Here is a 16,484-nt window from a genome sequence, read left to right on the forward strand (position 1 = left end):
GAATAACAACAAGAAGTCTTTTTATGTATTGACAAATTGCGTAAGAAAGATTATAATTCGATTATAGACTGACGGTCGGTCTATAAAAATAACGTATAAAATTAATTAGCAAATATAAACAGATACAGGGAGAGAATGAAATGAGAGTTGTAAAAGAATATGATGAGCGTAGAAATGAAATAATACAAACTGCTATAAATTTATTCATTGAAAAGGGATATGATGCGTGTAGTGTAAATGATATTTTAAAAGCTGTAGGCATTGCGAAGGGAACATTTTACTATTATTTTAAATCAAAAGAAGATGTTCTGGATGCGGGTGTGGAGCAATTATCGGAAACGGTTTTTACAAGAGTAAAAGAAATTGCAAAGGATAAGCAAAGTTCTCCTGTCGATAGAATGATTAAAATTATGATGGCAATCAGACTAGATGATAAGTCTGCCGATATATTGATAGAAGAGATGCATAAGGTAAATAATGCACTGCTTCATCAGAAGACATTGGTTTCAATTTTGAATATGCTTACTCCGGTATTTGCTGATATTGTCGAAGAGGGCAATAAGTCCGGTATCTTTAATTGTCCATATCCTGAGCAATGCATGCAGATTTTATTGTCGTCTGCTTTAACTCTCCTTGATGACGGTATTTTTAATTTTGACAGAGAAAAGGAAAAACTTATATTCCAAGCCCTTTTCTTTACGACAGAAAAAATATTGGGTGTAAGTAATAATGAAATCTCGTCAAAATTGGCTGCCATTTATGAGGTCGGCGGAGGGGAGGCTTTATGAAAAAGTTTATGATAATATGGATTGGAGAATTAATTTCCGGTATAGGCAGTGGAATGACTGCGTTTGCATTGTCAATTTATGTTTTTGAGATGACCGGTAGTGTAAGTTCTGTATCGGTTATTGTTTTGGCAGTGTTTTTACCGACTATTTTATTGAGTCCACTGGGCGGTGTACTTGCAGATCGTTATGATAGAAGAATGCTTATGCTTATTGGTGACTTATTTTCGGGTTTGGGTGTGGTATATATTCTTTGGAATATTCATATTGGAATAAATAGTATAGTTCCTATTATTATTGGGGTGACTTTTAATGGAATCTTCGTTGCGCTACTTGAACCGTCATTTAAAGCAACTATTACGGACTTGTTGCCAAAAGAGGATTATACAAAAGCCAGCGGAATGATACAAATTGCGACAAATTCAAGATATCTCATTTCTCCGGTTTTAGCCGGAATGTTACTTACGATATATGATATAAGGCTTATTTTAATTTTGGATATCTGCACTTTTTTTGTAACAGTTATAACTATTAGTCTGGTTCGAAAATCGATAGCTAAACCTTTGAAAAAAGAAAATAGAGGTATGTTAATTGAAATAAAAGAGGGGTTTGCAATCTTAAAATCTCATACCGGTATTCGTACTTTGGTTATACTGATGTCTGCAGTCTGTTTTTTTATAGGTTTTGTTCAAAATCTTGCTATTCCAATGATACTTGCTGTCAGTAATGCAAAAATATTGGGATTTTTAGAATCTGCATGCGCTATGGGAATGCTTGTAGGCAGTGTTATTATTGGGATATTTGGCATTAAAAATAAGTATGTTCGTTGTTTAAGTTTGGCGGGAATGTCGGCATCTATATTTATGGCAATGACAGGCATGAGTGCCTATTTATATATAACAGGAATAGGTATGTTTTTGTTTTTTACTTCGCTTCCGTTCATCAATGCTTCTGCAGATGTTTTGGTCAGAAATAATGTGGAAAATGAAATTCAGGGAAGAGTTTGGGGTATTATAAGTTTGCTTTCTCAAGCGGGAACTGCAATCGCATATGCTCTAAGCGGTGTAATGGCAGATTATATCTTTGAGCCCTTTTTATTAAAGGACGGTTTTTTGGCAAAAAGTGTGGGAAGTATTATTGGAGTAGGTCAGGGTAGAGGTATTGGATTTATGTTGATTATATCCGGAATTGGTATGCTTATAGCAACATTTTTGATTGGAAAGAATAAAAATATACTGGAGCTGGAAGTTAACTGTAGTAATTAGATAATAATTGATAGTGTAATATTTAAGGGAGCAAATATGTATAGAAAACTTTTAATAAATGATTTTAAGAAAAATACATGGAGTAATGTCATATTGTTGATGTTTATAACTTTGTCAGTTGCTGTAGCGATTTCAGTAGCTATTTTATTAACACAGCTTTTTACTTCTATTTCTTCTATGTACAGAATAGCAAATCCTCCTCATTTTTTACAGCTTCATAAGGGAGAAATATCGCAGTCAAATTTGGATAAATTTAATAGTGATTTTCAGGGATAGATCATTCTCAGACTGTTACACTCATTAATATCAATGGTAATGAGATTACAGTTTCTAATAAAAATGACAAAAAGGCTTCTTTAGAAGAATGCAGATTGGATATTGCTTTTGTAAAACAAAATAAACAATATGATGTTTTGCTTGATAAGGATAGAAAACCTTTGAAATTAAACAAAGGACAAATTGCCGTTCCTATTATTTTAGCATCAAGTTTTGATATTAATATTGGAGATACATTAACTCTTGCAAATGGAGAGATGAAAAAAGAATATAAGGTGAGCTCATATGCTTATGACGGACAAATGAATTCTACATTGACATCTTCTACATTGACATCTTCTACAAGGTTTTTAATAAGTGACCCTGATTTTGAAGACTTACTTGGGGAATCATATGAAAAAGAATATATGATAGAAACATGGTTCTCTGATAAAGCACAGGCTTCTGATTATCAAAACCTATATGAAGAAAGTTCTCTTAATTTGCCCAAGAATGGACAAGCTGTTACATACACAATGATTTTTCTTTTAAGTGCTTTAACGGATATATTTATATCGTTGATTTTTTCGCTTACGGGAATTCTTTTGATTGTTATTTCTTTTATCTGTTTAAGATACTCAATTTTAGCCGATTTGGAAGAGGATATGAGGGAAATAGGAACAATGAAGGCTATAGGTATTCCTAAAAGTGGCATTTGTAATTTATATCTTATAAAGATAAAAATAATAGCTTTCGTTGGTTCTGTTTTTGGTTTGTTGATTGCATTACTGAGTTCAATTATGATTAATAAACATTTAAGCGGTACATTCGGTAACCAAAAATTGGAAGTAATAAATATTCTATTTACAGTTTTAATTGTAGTAATCATATATTTTATGATAGTTGTTTTTTCAAAAATAATTTTAAAAAGATTAACAAAGGTAAGTATCGTTGACCTTCTAGTAACTGAAAAAGGTTTCAACAATAAAGAGAGATCTACTCATAGAATTGGAAAGAGTAGGCTGTTTTCTTTCGATTTTTTAGTAAGTTTACACAAAATTAGGCATGGATATGGAATTGTCTTTATATTGATGCTTATTGTCAGCTTTTTCATAATGTTGCCGTATAGAGCAGTGCAGACTATGGGGCATAATGAGTTTGTTACTTATATGGGAAGTTCGGAATATGATTTGTTGGTGGAAGTAGAGCAAGGTGAAGATATAGAAATCAAAAATAATAGAGCGAATAATATTTTGCAAAATAATAAGATGGTTAAAGAAATTGATACGTTGCGTATTGTTCGTCTACAGGGTACTTCTGAAAATGGTGAAATTTTGGGACTACATGTAGGTATCGGTAAAAATGCGGGAAGAGGTTTAAAATATCTTTCAGGAGGTTTTCCTAATAAAGATAATGAAATAGCACTTTCATACTTAGCAGCGGATGAACTTAAAAAAGATGTCGGAGATAATGTTGAAATTGTAGATGGGAGTAAAAGTAAAAAATTTGTAGTATCCGGAATATATCAGGATGTTACCAGTGGCGGTAAAACTGCTAAAACCACTTATCCGTTTTTAAGAGCTCCATCCGTGAAATATAGTTATGGAATTAAATTAACGGGTGATGATGCGTCAAGAATAGCCGATGATTTAAGAAAGAATCTCGGAGGTGGTTACAGTACTAAAGATATGAGCGAATTTCTAAATCAAACATTGGGAAATGTTACTTCGCAAATAAGACGGGCAGGTTATGCCGTATTTATAATTGGAATTAGCTTGAGTTGTTTAATTATGATGCTTTTTATAAAGTTACTTTTGACTAGAGAAGGTTGTGATTTAGCTTTGAAAAAAACTATAGGTATTCCGTTATCTTCAATTAAGAAACAAGAATTATATCCGATATTGTGTGTTGGAAGTGTGTGTTCATTTTGTGGAGTATTTTTGGCCGAATTGTTTGGCGAACAGTTAATTAGTGGTATTTTTACAATTCTTAGAATGGGTTTAAAGGAATTTATATTTGTCGACATTCCAATATGGCAATTTGCGGTTCTTCCATTAATTTTGACAAGTGTTTTGGGTTTTGTAGGTATGTGTATGTTGCGTCAGATAAAGAAAATAGATGTTATGAATTATATAAATGATTAGAGGTGGAAAAAGAGATGGGAAATAGTATATTTGAAATAGTTAATATGTGTAAGGATTATAATGATAATGAAATTTTAAAAAATATCTCTTTTAAAATCCAAAAGGGTGAATTTATATCTGTTATGGGAAGATCGGGTTGTGGCAAGTCTACTCTGCTTTATTGTATAAGCGGAATGGATAGACCGACTTTCGGTAATGTGATTTTTGATGGAAATGATATGATAAATCTAAATGACAACGATATGGAAAAATTAAGGTTAAAACATATGGGATTTATTTTTCAAAAGGCGACATTTCTTAAAAACCTGCCGATAATTGATAATATTATATTTCCTGCATTTCAGCTTGGTAAGCAAGGTCGCAAAGAGATTTTAGGAAATGCAAAGGAACTGATGAAACGACTTGATATTTTTGGAGTGGCTGAAAATGATATAAGAGAAGTTTCCGGCGGACAATTACAGAGAGCTGCTATTTGTAGGGCTATGATTAATCAGCCAGATATATTATTTGGCGATGAACCTACAGGAGCGTTAAATTCTGCTGCAACACAGGAAGTAATGGAAGTTATGACTGAAATTAATAAGAGAGGAACTACTATTTTGATTGTTACTCATGATGCAAAGGTTGCCGTGAGAGCTGACCGGATAATTTATCTTGAAGATGGTCAGATTAAAGAAATTTTATCTTTAGGTAAGTACACCGAAAATGATGAAGATATTCGTAGTGAGAAGATGAGAGAATGGCTTAATAAGATGAATTTTTGATTTATATAATTTATATAATAACATGACTTTTACAATCAGGTGATATGTGATTCTGACGATTATAAATACATTTTTGGAAATAACAAATTTGTATAAACCAAAATATATTTTTATCAGAAAGGAATCCAAAATAAAGTATATAGAATTTTTTTCTGTAAATTAGCTTTTTATGAATGGTTGTTGATTAGGACGTTTTTAAAATTTAAGTATTTACTACAGGAGGGACTAGAAAAAACCTAGCTCTCCTGTTTTTATAATATAGCTTAATTTTTGCATATCAATAAAATCAATTTATAGCCAGTTTTAAAACTAATAACTAATACGTTTTTCGAAAAAAATGATCGACAACTCTCTAAAAATGGATCCCAAATTTCTAATTGTTTGTTTCCGCTTTTTACTTATTAGAAACAGTTTGAGCTCGATAAATATACTGACAACTATCATTATAAGTTTTTTCTTTTGGTAAAGCTCTATCATCATATACATTATAATTTACTGTATCTGCTATTTCTAAATCTTTAAAGCAAATTGGTATTCCTGATGAAAAAATAAAACTCTTCCTGTTTTGTATTTGAAAGTGAAGATGAGGTTCCGTAGTATTTCCGGAATTTCCACATAAGGCTATTTTTTGACCTCTCTTTACTTCTTCATTTTCTTTGACTGTTATACTATTTTGTTTTAGATGTGCCAAAAATGAATATTCATTATTATTATGCTTAATAACAATATGGTTGCCGGCTAAATGTTTTATTAATGGATCTGTACCATTGTTTTGCATAATGCTTGAATATTTTTGATTATTGTAAACTTTCACAACTAATCCGTCAGCAGGAGCCAAAATATCCTCATTATAACAATAGTATGAATTTAAGTTCATTTTATCTCCCGAGTAACTCTTTCCATTTTTGTCTAATTTAATAAAGTCATAAGCATACCTTTGTGAATTAATAGACCAAGAATGAGAAAAATCCTTGGTAACTCCACCATTTACTACAACCCAATTACCTTTTAAGGGAAGAGAATATTTTATTTTTCCTCGATAATTTTCTAAGCTAGGTAATGGATTATCAATAATAGGTATTATGAGCATTGATAATAATTGTTCAAATGATTGTATTGTTAGTGGAAGTTTCAAAAGTAATTCTAAAATACCAAATAGCCAAAATAACCATAGCATTTTCCAAATTGAATTATCTGATATAAAAATTGGAAGTCCTAGTAAACCAAGCCATTTTAATTTTTCGACAATTTTGATAAATCTTCTCATTTCAACCCTCCATTTTCATATTAGTCAATAACAGTAAAAATTTCTTCGATTTTTACTCCAAAAACATCAGCAATATTCCATGCGAGAACAAGTGATGGATTATACTTTCCTTTTTCCAGATTTCCAATAGTCTCTCTTCTAACTTTCACTTTTTTTGCTAAATCACTTTGCGTCATATTGTGAATAGCTCTAAATTCTTTAATTCTATTTTTAATCATTTTCTAGTCCTTTGCTTTCTTTATATTCATAGTAGGATGTCAAAAGAGAATAAACTATTATAGAAATAATCCAATTTACTGCAAACGCAATAATTAATGAATTTGCTATGTTTTTTTCTAATATAAAAAAACATATTATTGTAACTGGAAGTAAAGATAAACACCCCAAATAAAAAGCATATGCAGCTGATTTATTCATGTATTTTTCCATCATCTCATCGGGTTGAATAAAAAAATATTTAAAATAAATTGCAAAAGCAAAAAATGCAAAGAAAAATTTATTTGTTGTTATAAATCCTAAAAATCCAAATAGAGATAAAAGTCCCAAAGAGCTATAAGCTAATTTATTTAATTTCATAAAAGTCTCCCATTTTGTCTATAATATTATAAATTAATTTACTTATGTGATAAATACATCTCATTATGTTATAAATATACCACATATTTTTTTCTTTTGCAATTATTTTTTAATATTTTAAAATAACTCAAAAGTCATCTTGACAAATATTGAATATTGGTTTATTATTAAATATAAATTCAGTTTTAAAAATGGAAAAGAGGGGTATTGTGGCACAGGTATTAAAAGAAGAGATCAGGAATAGAATACTCAATGCAGCCGAGGAAGTTTTTTATGAAAAAGATTATCGAAGTGCAAAGCTGACAGATATAGCAGATGAGGCAAATATTCCTGTTGCTCTTATTTATACTTATTTTAAAAATAAGGAAAAGCTATTTGATGCAATAGTAGATTCTATATATTTGAATATCGGTTCAGCTATTTATGAGGAAGAAGCTTTAGATCAGGGAACAGCATCTGAAAGATTTTATGAGGTTGGAGAAAAATATATTCATGAATTACTAAAGGAACGCAAAAGACTTATTATTTTAATGGATAAGAGTTCGGGAACAAGGCATGAAAGAGCAAAGCATGAACTTATCGCTCAAATGCAAAAACACATAGATATAAGTCTTAAAAGACAAGCGAAAGAGAAATATGATCCAATGCTTGCACATATTTTAGCGAGCAATTTTACAGAAGGGCTTCTTGAAATAGCAAGGCATTATCAAAGCAAGGAATGGGCTGAAAATATGCTGAAATTGATGGCTCAGTGTTATTATACCGGAGTAGAGTCGCTATAAAATGTCGCACTAAGAAGTGTATTTAAATTAATATTATATTGTGGCCGATGTATTAACAATCGGATTTATTATAATTTCTATATATTAAAAGACTTTGCAAATTAACGCAAAGTCTTACTTTAAAAAATAAAACTGAATTAAAATTCAATATTATTCAATTTTGAAAGAGGTGATTGTTATGCCTGAAAAGGAATTAAGAAAAAGTGTCGTTGGCAAAAATATTTTATCCAATTTGATTCTAACATTAAAAATAGTGTTTGATTTAATACCACAAGTATTACTTGTTTATCTTATCAGTTCTTTAATTACAAAAAATGTAGAAATAGAAAAAGTTAAATATATTTTTCTCGCAATGTTTACGTCTTTTGCATTAAAAGGAATTTTCTACTACTTTTCTACCAAGATTGCACATGAAAAAGCCTATGAGAAATTAACTGAACTTAGATTGAATATAATAGAACACCTTAAGAAATTAAATTTAGGTTTTTTTAAAGAGCACAATACTGGAGAACTTACCAATATTATCCAGCATGATGTCGAGCAGATTGAGGTTTATCTTGCTCATGGGCTTCCTGAAATTATGTCTGTTACACTTCTGCCAATAATAATTTTTATAGCGATGATATTTGTAGATTATAGACTTGCACTTGGAATGATTGTTGGAGTACCGTTTATGTATTTGGTAAAAGTGTTATCAGCAAAAACTATGAAAGAAGGATTCCAAATTTATTTTAATCAAGAAATGAAAATGCGTGAAGAATTGATGGAATATGTAAAAAATATTGCCGTTATTAAAGCTTTTGCTAAAGAAGAAACATTTAGCGAGAGAACCTTGAAAACCGCAAGATCTTATGTAAGTTATCTAAAAAAAAGCATGGGTGGCGTTACCATACCAATGGGATTAATTGATATATTTATGGAAATTGGTGTGGTAGTTGTTATGATTTTGGGAAGTATATTGCTTTATCAAAAAAGCATTACAACACCTGAATTTATACTTGCAATCATATTATCTTCCGCATTTACTGCATCAATAAGCAAGACGGCTACATTACAACATTTTTCTATTGTATTTAAAGAGGCACTGAAGGCAATTGGCAAAGTTCTAACTGTTCCAATTCCTAATAAGAAATCAGAACGAGATTTACAATTTGGAGATATTGAATTTAAGAATGTAAATTTTTCATATGGTAAAAATAGCTTTCAACTTAAAAATATCAATCTGATTTTTAAACAAAATAGTTTGAACGCTTTTGTTGGAGCAAGTGGTTGCGGAAAAAGTACGGTTTCAAATTTGCTGATGGGATTTTGGGATGCTGACAGCGGACAAATTGAGATAAACGGAAAAGATATAAAAGACTACTGTGCTGAAAGTATATCTGCCTTGATTGGAAGTGTTCAGCAAGAGGTAATCCTTTTTGATTTAAGCATTTTTGAAAATATAGCAATCGGCAAATCTGGAGCCACTAAAGAAGAGATAATAAAGGCTGCAAAAAAAGCAAGATGCCATAATTTTATAGAATCTTTACCAAATGGATATGATACAAGAGTGGGAGAAATGGGAGTAAAACTTTCAGGCGGAGAAAAGCAAAGAATTTCTATTGCGAGAATGATACTTAAAAATTCCCCTATTCTTATTTTAGATGAAGCAATGGCAGCGGTAGATAGTGAGAATGAAAATCTTATCAGTGAAGCGATTGATGATTTAAGCAAAGATAAAACTGTCATTACTATTGCTCACCACTTGAATACAATTAGGAATTCGGATCAAATTATTGTTATGGATAAAGGTCTTGTTCTTGATACCGGAACGCATGAAGAACTAATGGGCAAATGTGATTTTTATCGGGATATGGTAGAAGCTCAAAATAGGGTTGACAAATGGAATTTGAAAGAAGGGGGACGAGAAAATGTTTAAAGAGATGTTGAAATTACTTACAAAAACAGGTAAGAGGGATTTAGTTATATCAAGCATATTCTTTGCCCTTTATGGATTAAGTTCCATAGCTATGATTGTCATCGTCTTTTCAATATTATTTCAAATATTTGACGGAACAAGTTTAGAGTGTTTATATAAATATTTCATTGCCATTGTATTTTTTGTTGTATTCAAAGGAATCTGTAATATGGTTGCGGATTTAAAAAAACATAGTGCAGGATTTGATATTGTTCAGCAGATTAGAGAACGGATGATTATTAAGCTAAAAAAATTCAGCTTGGGATTTTATACTAATGAAAGACTTGGGGAAATAAATATGATACTCCACAAGGATGTTGATAATATGTCTATGGTTGTAGGGCATATGTGGTCAAGAATGATTGGAGATTTTTTAATTTCAACGATTGTATTTATAGGACTTGCGAGTATTAATACAGAGTTGGCACTTATAATGGCTGTATCAGTTCCAATTGCACTTGTATTTTTAGTTATGACTATTAAAAGATCAAAGGGGATTGAAAACAAAAACAATTTGGCACTATTGGATATGGTTAGCTTGTTTGTTGAATATATCAGAGGAATACCGGTTTTAAAAAGTTTTTCAAATAACAAGAGTTTAGATGAAGATTTAATGAGAAGAACTGAAAAATTTGGAGAAACAAGTAAAGAAGCATCAAAATTTAAAGCAAAGCAACTTTCCGTATTTGGATTTCTGCTTGATATGGGCTATTTAATTCTGTTAATTTCAGGTACTGTATTTGTAATAAATGGGAAAATAGATATTTTGAATTTTATAATTTTTGCCGTTATTTCGAAGGAGTTCTATAAGCCATATGCTTCAATGGAACAGCATTATATGTATTATATATCAGCAGTAGACTCCTATAAGAGATTAGGAAGAATTTTATATGCAGATGTGATACCGGATAAGGTCGACGGAATTGTACCAAAACATAATGATATAGCCTTTGAAAATATAGGATTTTCCTATGAAAAAGATGAATTTAAAATTGATAATTTAAGTTTTGATATTAATGAAAAAACAATGACGGCATTTGTGGGAGAATCCGGAAGTGGAAAGACTACTATAACTAATCTGCTTTTAAGATTTTACGATGTACAGCAGGGAAAAATAACACTTGGTGGTGTAGATATTAGAGATATTCCTTATGATGAGCTTTTGGATCGTATCAGTATTGTGATGCAAAATGTTCAGTTATTTGATAACACTATTGAAGAAAATATCAGGGTGGGGAAAAAAGATGCAATGAAAGAAGAAATTATTGAAGCTGCTAAAAAAGCAAGAATACATGACTTTATTATGGGATTACCGAATGGTTACGAAACGGATATTGGAGAAAATGGAGGGATTTTATCGGGAGGACAGAGGCAGAGAATATCTATTGCAAGAGCCTTTTTAAAGAACGCGCCAATTTTAATTCTTGATGAAATGACAAGCAATGTTGACCCCTTAAATGAGTCATTAATACAAGATGCTATTACAGAACTTGCAAAAAATAAAACGGTGCTTGTTGTAGCGCATCATCTAAAGACAATCCGAAATGCAGATCAAATTCTTGTATTCCAAAAAGGTAATTTACTTGAAAAAGGAAAACACGGAGAACTTCTTAAAAGAGACGGTTATTATACAAAATTATGGAAAGCACAGTATGAGGTATAACTATGATGTATATTTAATGCAATAGGAATTGTAATTTATATGGCAGTTGCATTTGTATTATCTACTACGATAATTGGAGGATTTGTAGCTTCGGGAACTGCTTTTATGATTGCGGCAATCAGCTATTTACTGATGGGCGTAAAGATAAAAAAGAAAGGTGTATTTACAATATCAGGAATACTATTAGGACTTGTTGCTTTATCCGGTGGGCATATACCGCACTCGATATTTGCAGCGATAGGTGGAGTTATTTGTGATTTTGTTATTGGAAATTACGAGAATAAAGGAAGAATAATTTTAGGATATGGGTTATTTGCATTGGCTGATTTTTTAGGTACTGTTGTACCAATACTTTTGTTTGGAACGGCATCATTTGTAGAAAGAGCAACAAAGTGGAAAATGTCAGAGGAACAAATTAATCAAGCTATTTCTTATTTTTCAGTATCATGGACAATAGGGTTTGGAATTTTAACTTTTATACTTGCTTGTATAGGTGCATTTATTGCAATAAAGCTTCTTAAAAAGCATTTTAAAAAAGCCGGAGTGATTTAAACTTCATTGAATTAAAATTTTCAATTTGTATCAGTTATTTTAGATGAAGATACTAATATATTATCTATTTTACATACCTCAACTATTTAAAATAACTATAATATATATATTAAATATAAATATGGATATATAATATAGTTAACTATCAATAAATAAAAGGAGAGGTAAAAAAATGAAAAAATTTTTATCAAATTTACTTGCATTTGTAATGGTATTTACATCTGCATTTATTAGCGTGCCGGTAAATGCACAATTAGGTACGGAAAAATTGCAAAATACTAAAGAAGACGAAGTAATATCTATTAGAGATAATCAAAATCTTACTTCAAAACCGGAAGTAGGACACAATTCCAGATATAAGGTTATACTTGAAGAACCGTCATCATCAAATAATGAGGGAGGTTTTTCTGAAAATGGAGGAACTTTTAAGTTCAGATATGATTCAGTTGACTTAAATGCAAGTGATATTGAGTATCTGGTTTTTAAAGATGGAAAAAAAATAGATTATAAATTTTCCACAATTATAGCTCATGATGGTCAAGCTATGGATGGAATAGAATTCAATGGAAAACTTGATAAAAACGAGACTAATAAAGACCAAATTTATGAAATTTATATTAAAGAGAAAAAAGATCCTGGTTTTGATTCAAAAAATATTTTGAAATTTACTGTATTTGGGAAAACTGAAAAACAAGAAATTGTTGGTTTATCTAAATCCGTTGTTACAATAGATAATAAAAGTACAAGCAGAGAAATCGATGTGAATATTTTTGGTAAAGAGCTTAATAAAGAAGTTATAAAATATGATATAGAAAAAACAAATGAAAAATCACCTGATTTACAGGTTTCTATATTAGATCCTTTTTATACTATCCCTGCAAGTGCAAAAATTATAGTAAATAAAAATACTTTGGGAGACGATTATTCTTACAAGGTTCATTTTTATTTGGAAGGTGGAAAAAAGAAAACTTTAGAAATTAAGGTACTAGCTGGAGAAAATATCAGTCCTCAGCCAACCGAAGATGATTTTGTCAAGGAGGTAACTTCCAAAAATTCTGAGCTTGATTCAAAAGGCGGAAATATTACACTTAAAATTTTAACAAACAATAACTCTAATTCAGAGATAGAAAGAGAAGTTCTGGTAAATGGAGAAAAAATTGATGAAGGTACTATTGAAGGTAACTTAAATAATCTTAATGGAAAATATATTTATTCAGCTAATCTACCTAAAAATGATACTGATAAAGACATAGTATATAATTTTAAATTTAAGGGTAAAGATGATAAATTATTCAAAAATAAGATAATTACTGTGAAATCAAGTAAAGCCGTTAATCCTCCAAGTGGAGAAGATTTTTCTATAGGTTTGGCTCCAAATAATGAAAAAGAATATAGTCTTGAAGCCAAAGCGGGTGATTTATCATTTGGTGTTGTAGTAACAAACAAACCTTCTAATGATAATATAATACTTATTTCAAAATTAGATGGGGAAATTATAAATTTAAACTATATTGTAAGTGGCGAAAAAGCTAAAAGAACTATAAAAGTGACTTTTCCTGAAAATACTACATCTAAAGAGCAGATATATTACTTATATGTAAAGCCTAAAGGAAAAGAAAATGAACTTGATAATCCTTTAGTTACAGTAAAAGTATCGGGTGCTAATATTATTAATAAGGAAGATTTAATAAAAGAATTAAATGTTAAATTTCCTGAGTTAAGCCTTAAAGGTGGAGAACAAACAATCACTTTAAAAGGTGTAGGACTTAACAGTGCAAAAGATATTAAATTAAAACTTTTTGATATAAGTGATGGTAAGAGTATATTATTAGATAAAAATTCATATAGCTTAGAACAGGAATTTATAGGAAATGATAAAATCAAAACAGCTAAGATTAGGTTAAACAAAGTAGAAAGAGATACCGAGTATAAGCTTGTGGTCGAAGCTGATGGAGTAATTAGGGAAATTCAATTTTCTCAAATTGAAGGAGCAAATACTAATGAACCTCAAATTATAGTACCTAAAAAATCATTTATAGTAGATGATAAGACTTTGATTATGGAATTTTACACTGATATTTTCCCTTATAAAGAAGATTCTATTAAAAAAGGTATTACTATAAATGAGAATATCAAAGCTTTAGATAAAGATAAGGTGAAAGTCGAAGGGAACTTTATTAAATTGACCTTTGACTCAGCGGTTTTCGCTGATATGAATAAGTCATATAAAATTTATGTCGATCAGAGAACTTTGATGGATGCTAAAAAAAATCCAAACAAACAATTTACATCTGAAGTCATTAAAGACGATGCGATAGTATTGGAATCAAAGATTACGAAAGGATATCAAAATCCATCTAAAAATTCTCAGGTTGTTTATGAATTGAAGGGGCATAATTTAAATAAAAATTTGAAGTTCAAAATTCAAAAGAATAATAAACAGAAAGACATATATTATTCTAGTGATGAAGAAAATAATAAAATCAAAGATTTTAAAATAGAGGGTAGTGATAAAGAAAAAACTATAACTTTTACAGCACCGGAAAATACTAGTAAATCATTAGAAACTTATACGATTATGGTTTCTGTTAATGGTGGTGCTAATTATTATTCAACTCTAGGAGCAACATTAGAGGATAGATTCAAGAAGAGTATAATAGCTGTTTTTCCTGAAGGAGCGGATACAAAGAAACCTGCGATAGATTTTATACAAATTCAATCTTATGGTACTCAAGGTGGCGGTGAAAGCGCAGATATCACTCATACTAACCTGCCTACAAACCAGGAATCTAAAAAGACCCTTTTATGGATAAGTGGAACTAATTTAGATGCAAGCAAAAGTAGGATAAGATTTATTGATGAAAATGGTGTTTACTTATCACCTATATATGATTCATCTCATGATTCAGGTAATAGAATTCTAATGACTATGCTTGATGGAATGAAAGATGGCAAGAGTTTTGGTATGACTGGAAAGGGTAACAATATGCTTATGGAGGTTATTTTGCCTAATGCATATAAGCCAAAAGAGGGTCACGATGGTAGAGTATATAAGTATGAAGTAGCTGCGGATGGAGTAAACTTCAATAAAGATGTGACAGTTACAGCCAATGTTGTAAATGATGACTACAAAGATAAAATTACTCTTGATGATAAACTTATTGATGTAACTGTTAGACATGTAAATAAGTCGGGAAAAGATATTATAAAGCCTAGAAGTATTAAGGCATATAAACATTTACCACCAAATGTATTCCACTATATGTTACCTATATATACAGAAAATGGAGAGTATAAAGGTGGATTTTTAGGCTACAAACTAGGTGATAGCGATGAGCTGGTAAAAGGTAGAGAAGATTTTGGACATAGTATACACTATTATTATGACAAAAATATACCGGAATTAATAAATTCTAAAGGTGAAATTGTTTTAGTATATAATATTGAAGATATATCTAAACCTGGTCACTCATCAAATAATAAGTCCGACATATATAACGAAGAGAATGACCTTGAAGATAAATTAATAAATAGAATTAGGGTATTTGGAAAAGATAGATATTACACATCAATAGAAATTAGTAAGAAGACTTTTGAAAAGGCGGAGACTGTTGTAATAGCAACTGGAAAAGATTTCTCAGACTCTCTAGCCGCATCAGCTTTGGCAGGAATTAAGGATGCACCTGTACTTTTGACTAAAGAAGGAGTAACTGGTGAAATAGAACAGGAAATAAAAAGACTTGGTGCTAGTAAGATAATTTTAGTAGGTGGAGAAAAATCCATTTCAAACCAAGAATATAAGTTTTATTCTAATTTAGGTGATATAGAAAGAATATCTGGAAATAACAGATACAAAACATCTTTAAATATTGCCAAAAAAATTGTTAAATTGAATCCGAAATCAAATAAGGTAATAATAACAGATGGAAGAAACTATCCAGATGCTTTGGCTATTTCAGGATACTCGTATGGAAACAAAATACCTATAATACTTTCAAATTTTGATGATATAAATTACAGTAAAGATTTTCTTAAAGAAAATGGTATAAATGAAGCCATTATTATTGGTGGAGAAAATTCCGTAAGTAAAAAGGTCGAAAAAGAGTTTAAAAAAGTAACAAGGATTTCAGGAAAAGACAGATATGACACTGCATTACAAATTAAAAATAAACTTTATCCAAATAGCAAAAAAATAATTGTAGCTAGTGGAGAAAATTATGCGGATGCTCTTTGCGGCTCCAGCTTAGCGGGTAAAAATGATGCAGCCGGAATTCTTGTTAAAAAGAAAGATATAAACCCTAAGATAAAAGAAATGCTAGATAAATTTCAAAATAAAGATATTACAGTTTTAGGTGGAGAAAATAGTATTTCAAATAATCTAGTAAAGCAATTAATAAATAAAAAATAGCAAAGGTAATTTTAAGGGCTATAAATGGTGTGGGTGGTCAATTTGACTACCCGCATTTTTATAAAT

General features: G+C 30.3%; 13 protein-coding genes. 10 read left to right on the plus strand and 3 right to left on the minus strand.

Annotation, left to right across the window (positions count from 1 at the left end):
• Positions 1 to 140: 140 nt before the first annotated feature.
• From HLB29_RS01035 to HLB29_RS01055, 5 genes are all read left to right on the plus strand, one after another.
• Positions 141 to 788: a TetR/AcrR family transcriptional regulator gene (locus HLB29_RS01035; protein ID WP_185623302.1), complete on the plus strand. Its 648-nt coding sequence runs from the start codon at positions 141 to 143 to the stop codon at positions 786 to 788.
• A complete protein-coding gene (locus HLB29_RS01040; RefSeq protein ID WP_185623303.1) occupies positions 785 to 2,050 on the plus strand; it encodes an MFS transporter in 1,266 nt (421 codons plus the stop codon). The genes HLB29_RS01035 and HLB29_RS01040 overlap by 4 nt, the downstream gene beginning before the upstream one ends.
• Positions 2,051 to 2,086: 36 nt before the next feature.
• Positions 2,087 to 2,326: a hypothetical protein gene (locus HLB29_RS01045; protein ID WP_185623304.1), complete on the plus strand. Its 240-nt coding sequence runs from the start codon at positions 2,087 to 2,089 to the stop codon at positions 2,324 to 2,326.
• A gap of 95 nt (positions 2,327 to 2,421) precedes the next feature.
• Positions 2,422 to 4,449, plus strand: a complete 2,028-nt coding sequence (locus tag HLB29_RS01050) for an ABC transporter permease (protein ID WP_185623305.1) — start codon at positions 2,422 to 2,424, stop codon at positions 4,447 to 4,449.
• A gap of 14 nt (positions 4,450 to 4,463) precedes the next feature.
• Positions 4,464 to 5,213: an ABC transporter ATP-binding protein gene (locus tag HLB29_RS01055; protein WP_185623306.1), complete on the plus strand. Its 750-nt coding sequence runs from the start codon at positions 4,464 to 4,466 to the stop codon at positions 5,211 to 5,213.
• 394 nt (positions 5,214 to 5,607) lie between these two features.
• Here HLB29_RS01055 and HLB29_RS01060 read toward each other — a convergent pair whose 3' ends face one another.
• The 3 genes from HLB29_RS01060 to HLB29_RS01070 are packed head-to-tail and all read right to left on the minus strand — an operon-like array spanning position 5,608 to position 7,056.
• The gene (locus tag HLB29_RS01060; RefSeq protein ID WP_185623307.1) at positions 5,608 to 6,480 is read right to left on the minus strand and encodes a M23 family metallopeptidase; all 873 of its coding nucleotides are present in this window, start codon (positions 6,478 to 6,480) and stop codon (positions 5,608 to 5,610) included.
• 20 nt (positions 6,481 to 6,500) lie between these two features.
• The gene (locus HLB29_RS01065) at positions 6,501 to 6,698 is read right to left on the minus strand and encodes a helix-turn-helix transcriptional regulator (RefSeq protein ID WP_185623308.1); all 198 of its coding nucleotides are present in this window, start codon (positions 6,696 to 6,698) and stop codon (positions 6,501 to 6,503) included.
• Positions 6,691 to 7,056 (minus strand): DUF3796 domain-containing protein, encoded by a 366-nt coding sequence (locus HLB29_RS01070; protein ID WP_185623309.1) that lies wholly within the window; start codon positions 7,054 to 7,056, stop codon positions 6,691 to 6,693. Before HLB29_RS01070 ends, HLB29_RS01065 begins: the two co-directional genes overlap by 8 nt.
• Before the next feature lie 209 nt (positions 7,057 to 7,265).
• On the opposite strand from HLB29_RS01070, the gene HLB29_RS01075 reads away from it, so the two are divergent.
• The 5 genes from HLB29_RS01075 (at position 7,266) to HLB29_RS01095 (ending at position 16,418) form a co-directional block, all read left to right on the plus strand.
• Positions 7,266 to 7,838, plus strand: coding sequence for a TetR/AcrR family transcriptional regulator (locus HLB29_RS01075; RefSeq protein ID WP_185623310.1), 573 nt, complete (start codon positions 7,266 to 7,268; stop codon positions 7,836 to 7,838).
• A 178-nt stretch (positions 7,839 to 8,016) separates the two neighbouring features.
• Positions 8,017 to 9,756 carry an ABC transporter ATP-binding protein gene (locus HLB29_RS01080; RefSeq protein WP_185623311.1) on the plus strand — a complete coding sequence of 580 codons (1,740 nt, stop codon included), beginning with the start codon at positions 8,017 to 8,019 and terminating at the stop codon, positions 9,754 to 9,756.
• Positions 9,749 to 11,458 (plus strand): ABC transporter ATP-binding protein, encoded by a 1,710-nt coding sequence (locus HLB29_RS01085; protein WP_185623312.1) that lies wholly within the window; start codon positions 9,749 to 9,751, stop codon positions 11,456 to 11,458. Before HLB29_RS01080 ends, HLB29_RS01085 begins: the two co-directional genes overlap by 8 nt.
• A 9-nt stretch (positions 11,459 to 11,467) precedes the next feature.
• Positions 11,468 to 12,010 (plus strand): MptD family putative ECF transporter S component, encoded by a 543-nt coding sequence (locus tag HLB29_RS01090; protein ID WP_330604370.1) that lies wholly within the window; start codon positions 11,468 to 11,470, stop codon positions 12,008 to 12,010.
• Positions 12,011 to 12,182: 172 nt separating this feature from the next.
• Complete coding sequence (locus HLB29_RS01095; RefSeq protein WP_185623314.1) at positions 12,183 to 16,418, plus strand: cell wall-binding repeat-containing protein; 4,236 nt, start codon at positions 12,183 to 12,185, stop codon at positions 16,416 to 16,418.
• Positions 16,419 to 16,484: the final 66 nt, after the last annotated feature.

Source organism: Peptostreptococcus canis (genome assembly GCF_014229965.1).
Lineage (GTDB): Bacteria > Bacillota > Clostridia > Peptostreptococcales > Peptostreptococcaceae > Peptostreptococcus > Peptostreptococcus canis.

Excerpts from the sequence above, each read along its gene's own strand:
- HLB29_RS01035 (WP_185623302.1), top strand. The coding sequence starts at position 141 with ATGAGAGTTGTAAAAGAATATGATGAGCGTAGAAATGAAATAATACAA.
- HLB29_RS01040 (WP_185623303.1), top strand. The coding sequence starts at position 785 with ATGAAAAAGTTTATGATAATATGGATTGGAGAATTAATTTCCGGTATA.
- HLB29_RS01045 (WP_185623304.1), top strand. The coding sequence starts at position 2,087 with ATGTATAGAAAACTTTTAATAAATGATTTTAAGAAAAATACATGGAGT.
- HLB29_RS01055 (WP_185623306.1), top strand. The coding sequence starts at position 4,464 with ATGGGAAATAGTATATTTGAAATAGTTAATATGTGTAAGGATTATAAT.
- HLB29_RS01060 (WP_185623307.1), bottom strand. The coding sequence starts at position 6,480 with ATGAGAAGATTTATCAAAATTGTCGAAAAATTAAAATGGCTTGGTTTA.
- HLB29_RS01065 (WP_185623308.1), bottom strand. The coding sequence starts at position 6,698 with ATGATTAAAAATAGAATTAAAGAATTTAGAGCTATTCACAATATGACG.
- HLB29_RS01070 (WP_185623309.1), bottom strand. The coding sequence starts at position 7,056 with ATGAAATTAAATAAATTAGCTTATAGCTCTTTGGGACTTTTATCTCTA.
- HLB29_RS01080 (WP_185623311.1), top strand. The coding sequence starts at position 8,017 with ATGCCTGAAAAGGAATTAAGAAAAAGTGTCGTTGGCAAAAATATTTTA.
- HLB29_RS01085 (WP_185623312.1), top strand. The coding sequence starts at position 9,749 with ATGTTTAAAGAGATGTTGAAATTACTTACAAAAACAGGTAAGAGGGAT.
- HLB29_RS01095 (WP_185623314.1), top strand. The coding sequence starts at position 12,183 with ATGAAAAAATTTTTATCAAATTTACTTGCATTTGTAATGGTATTTACA.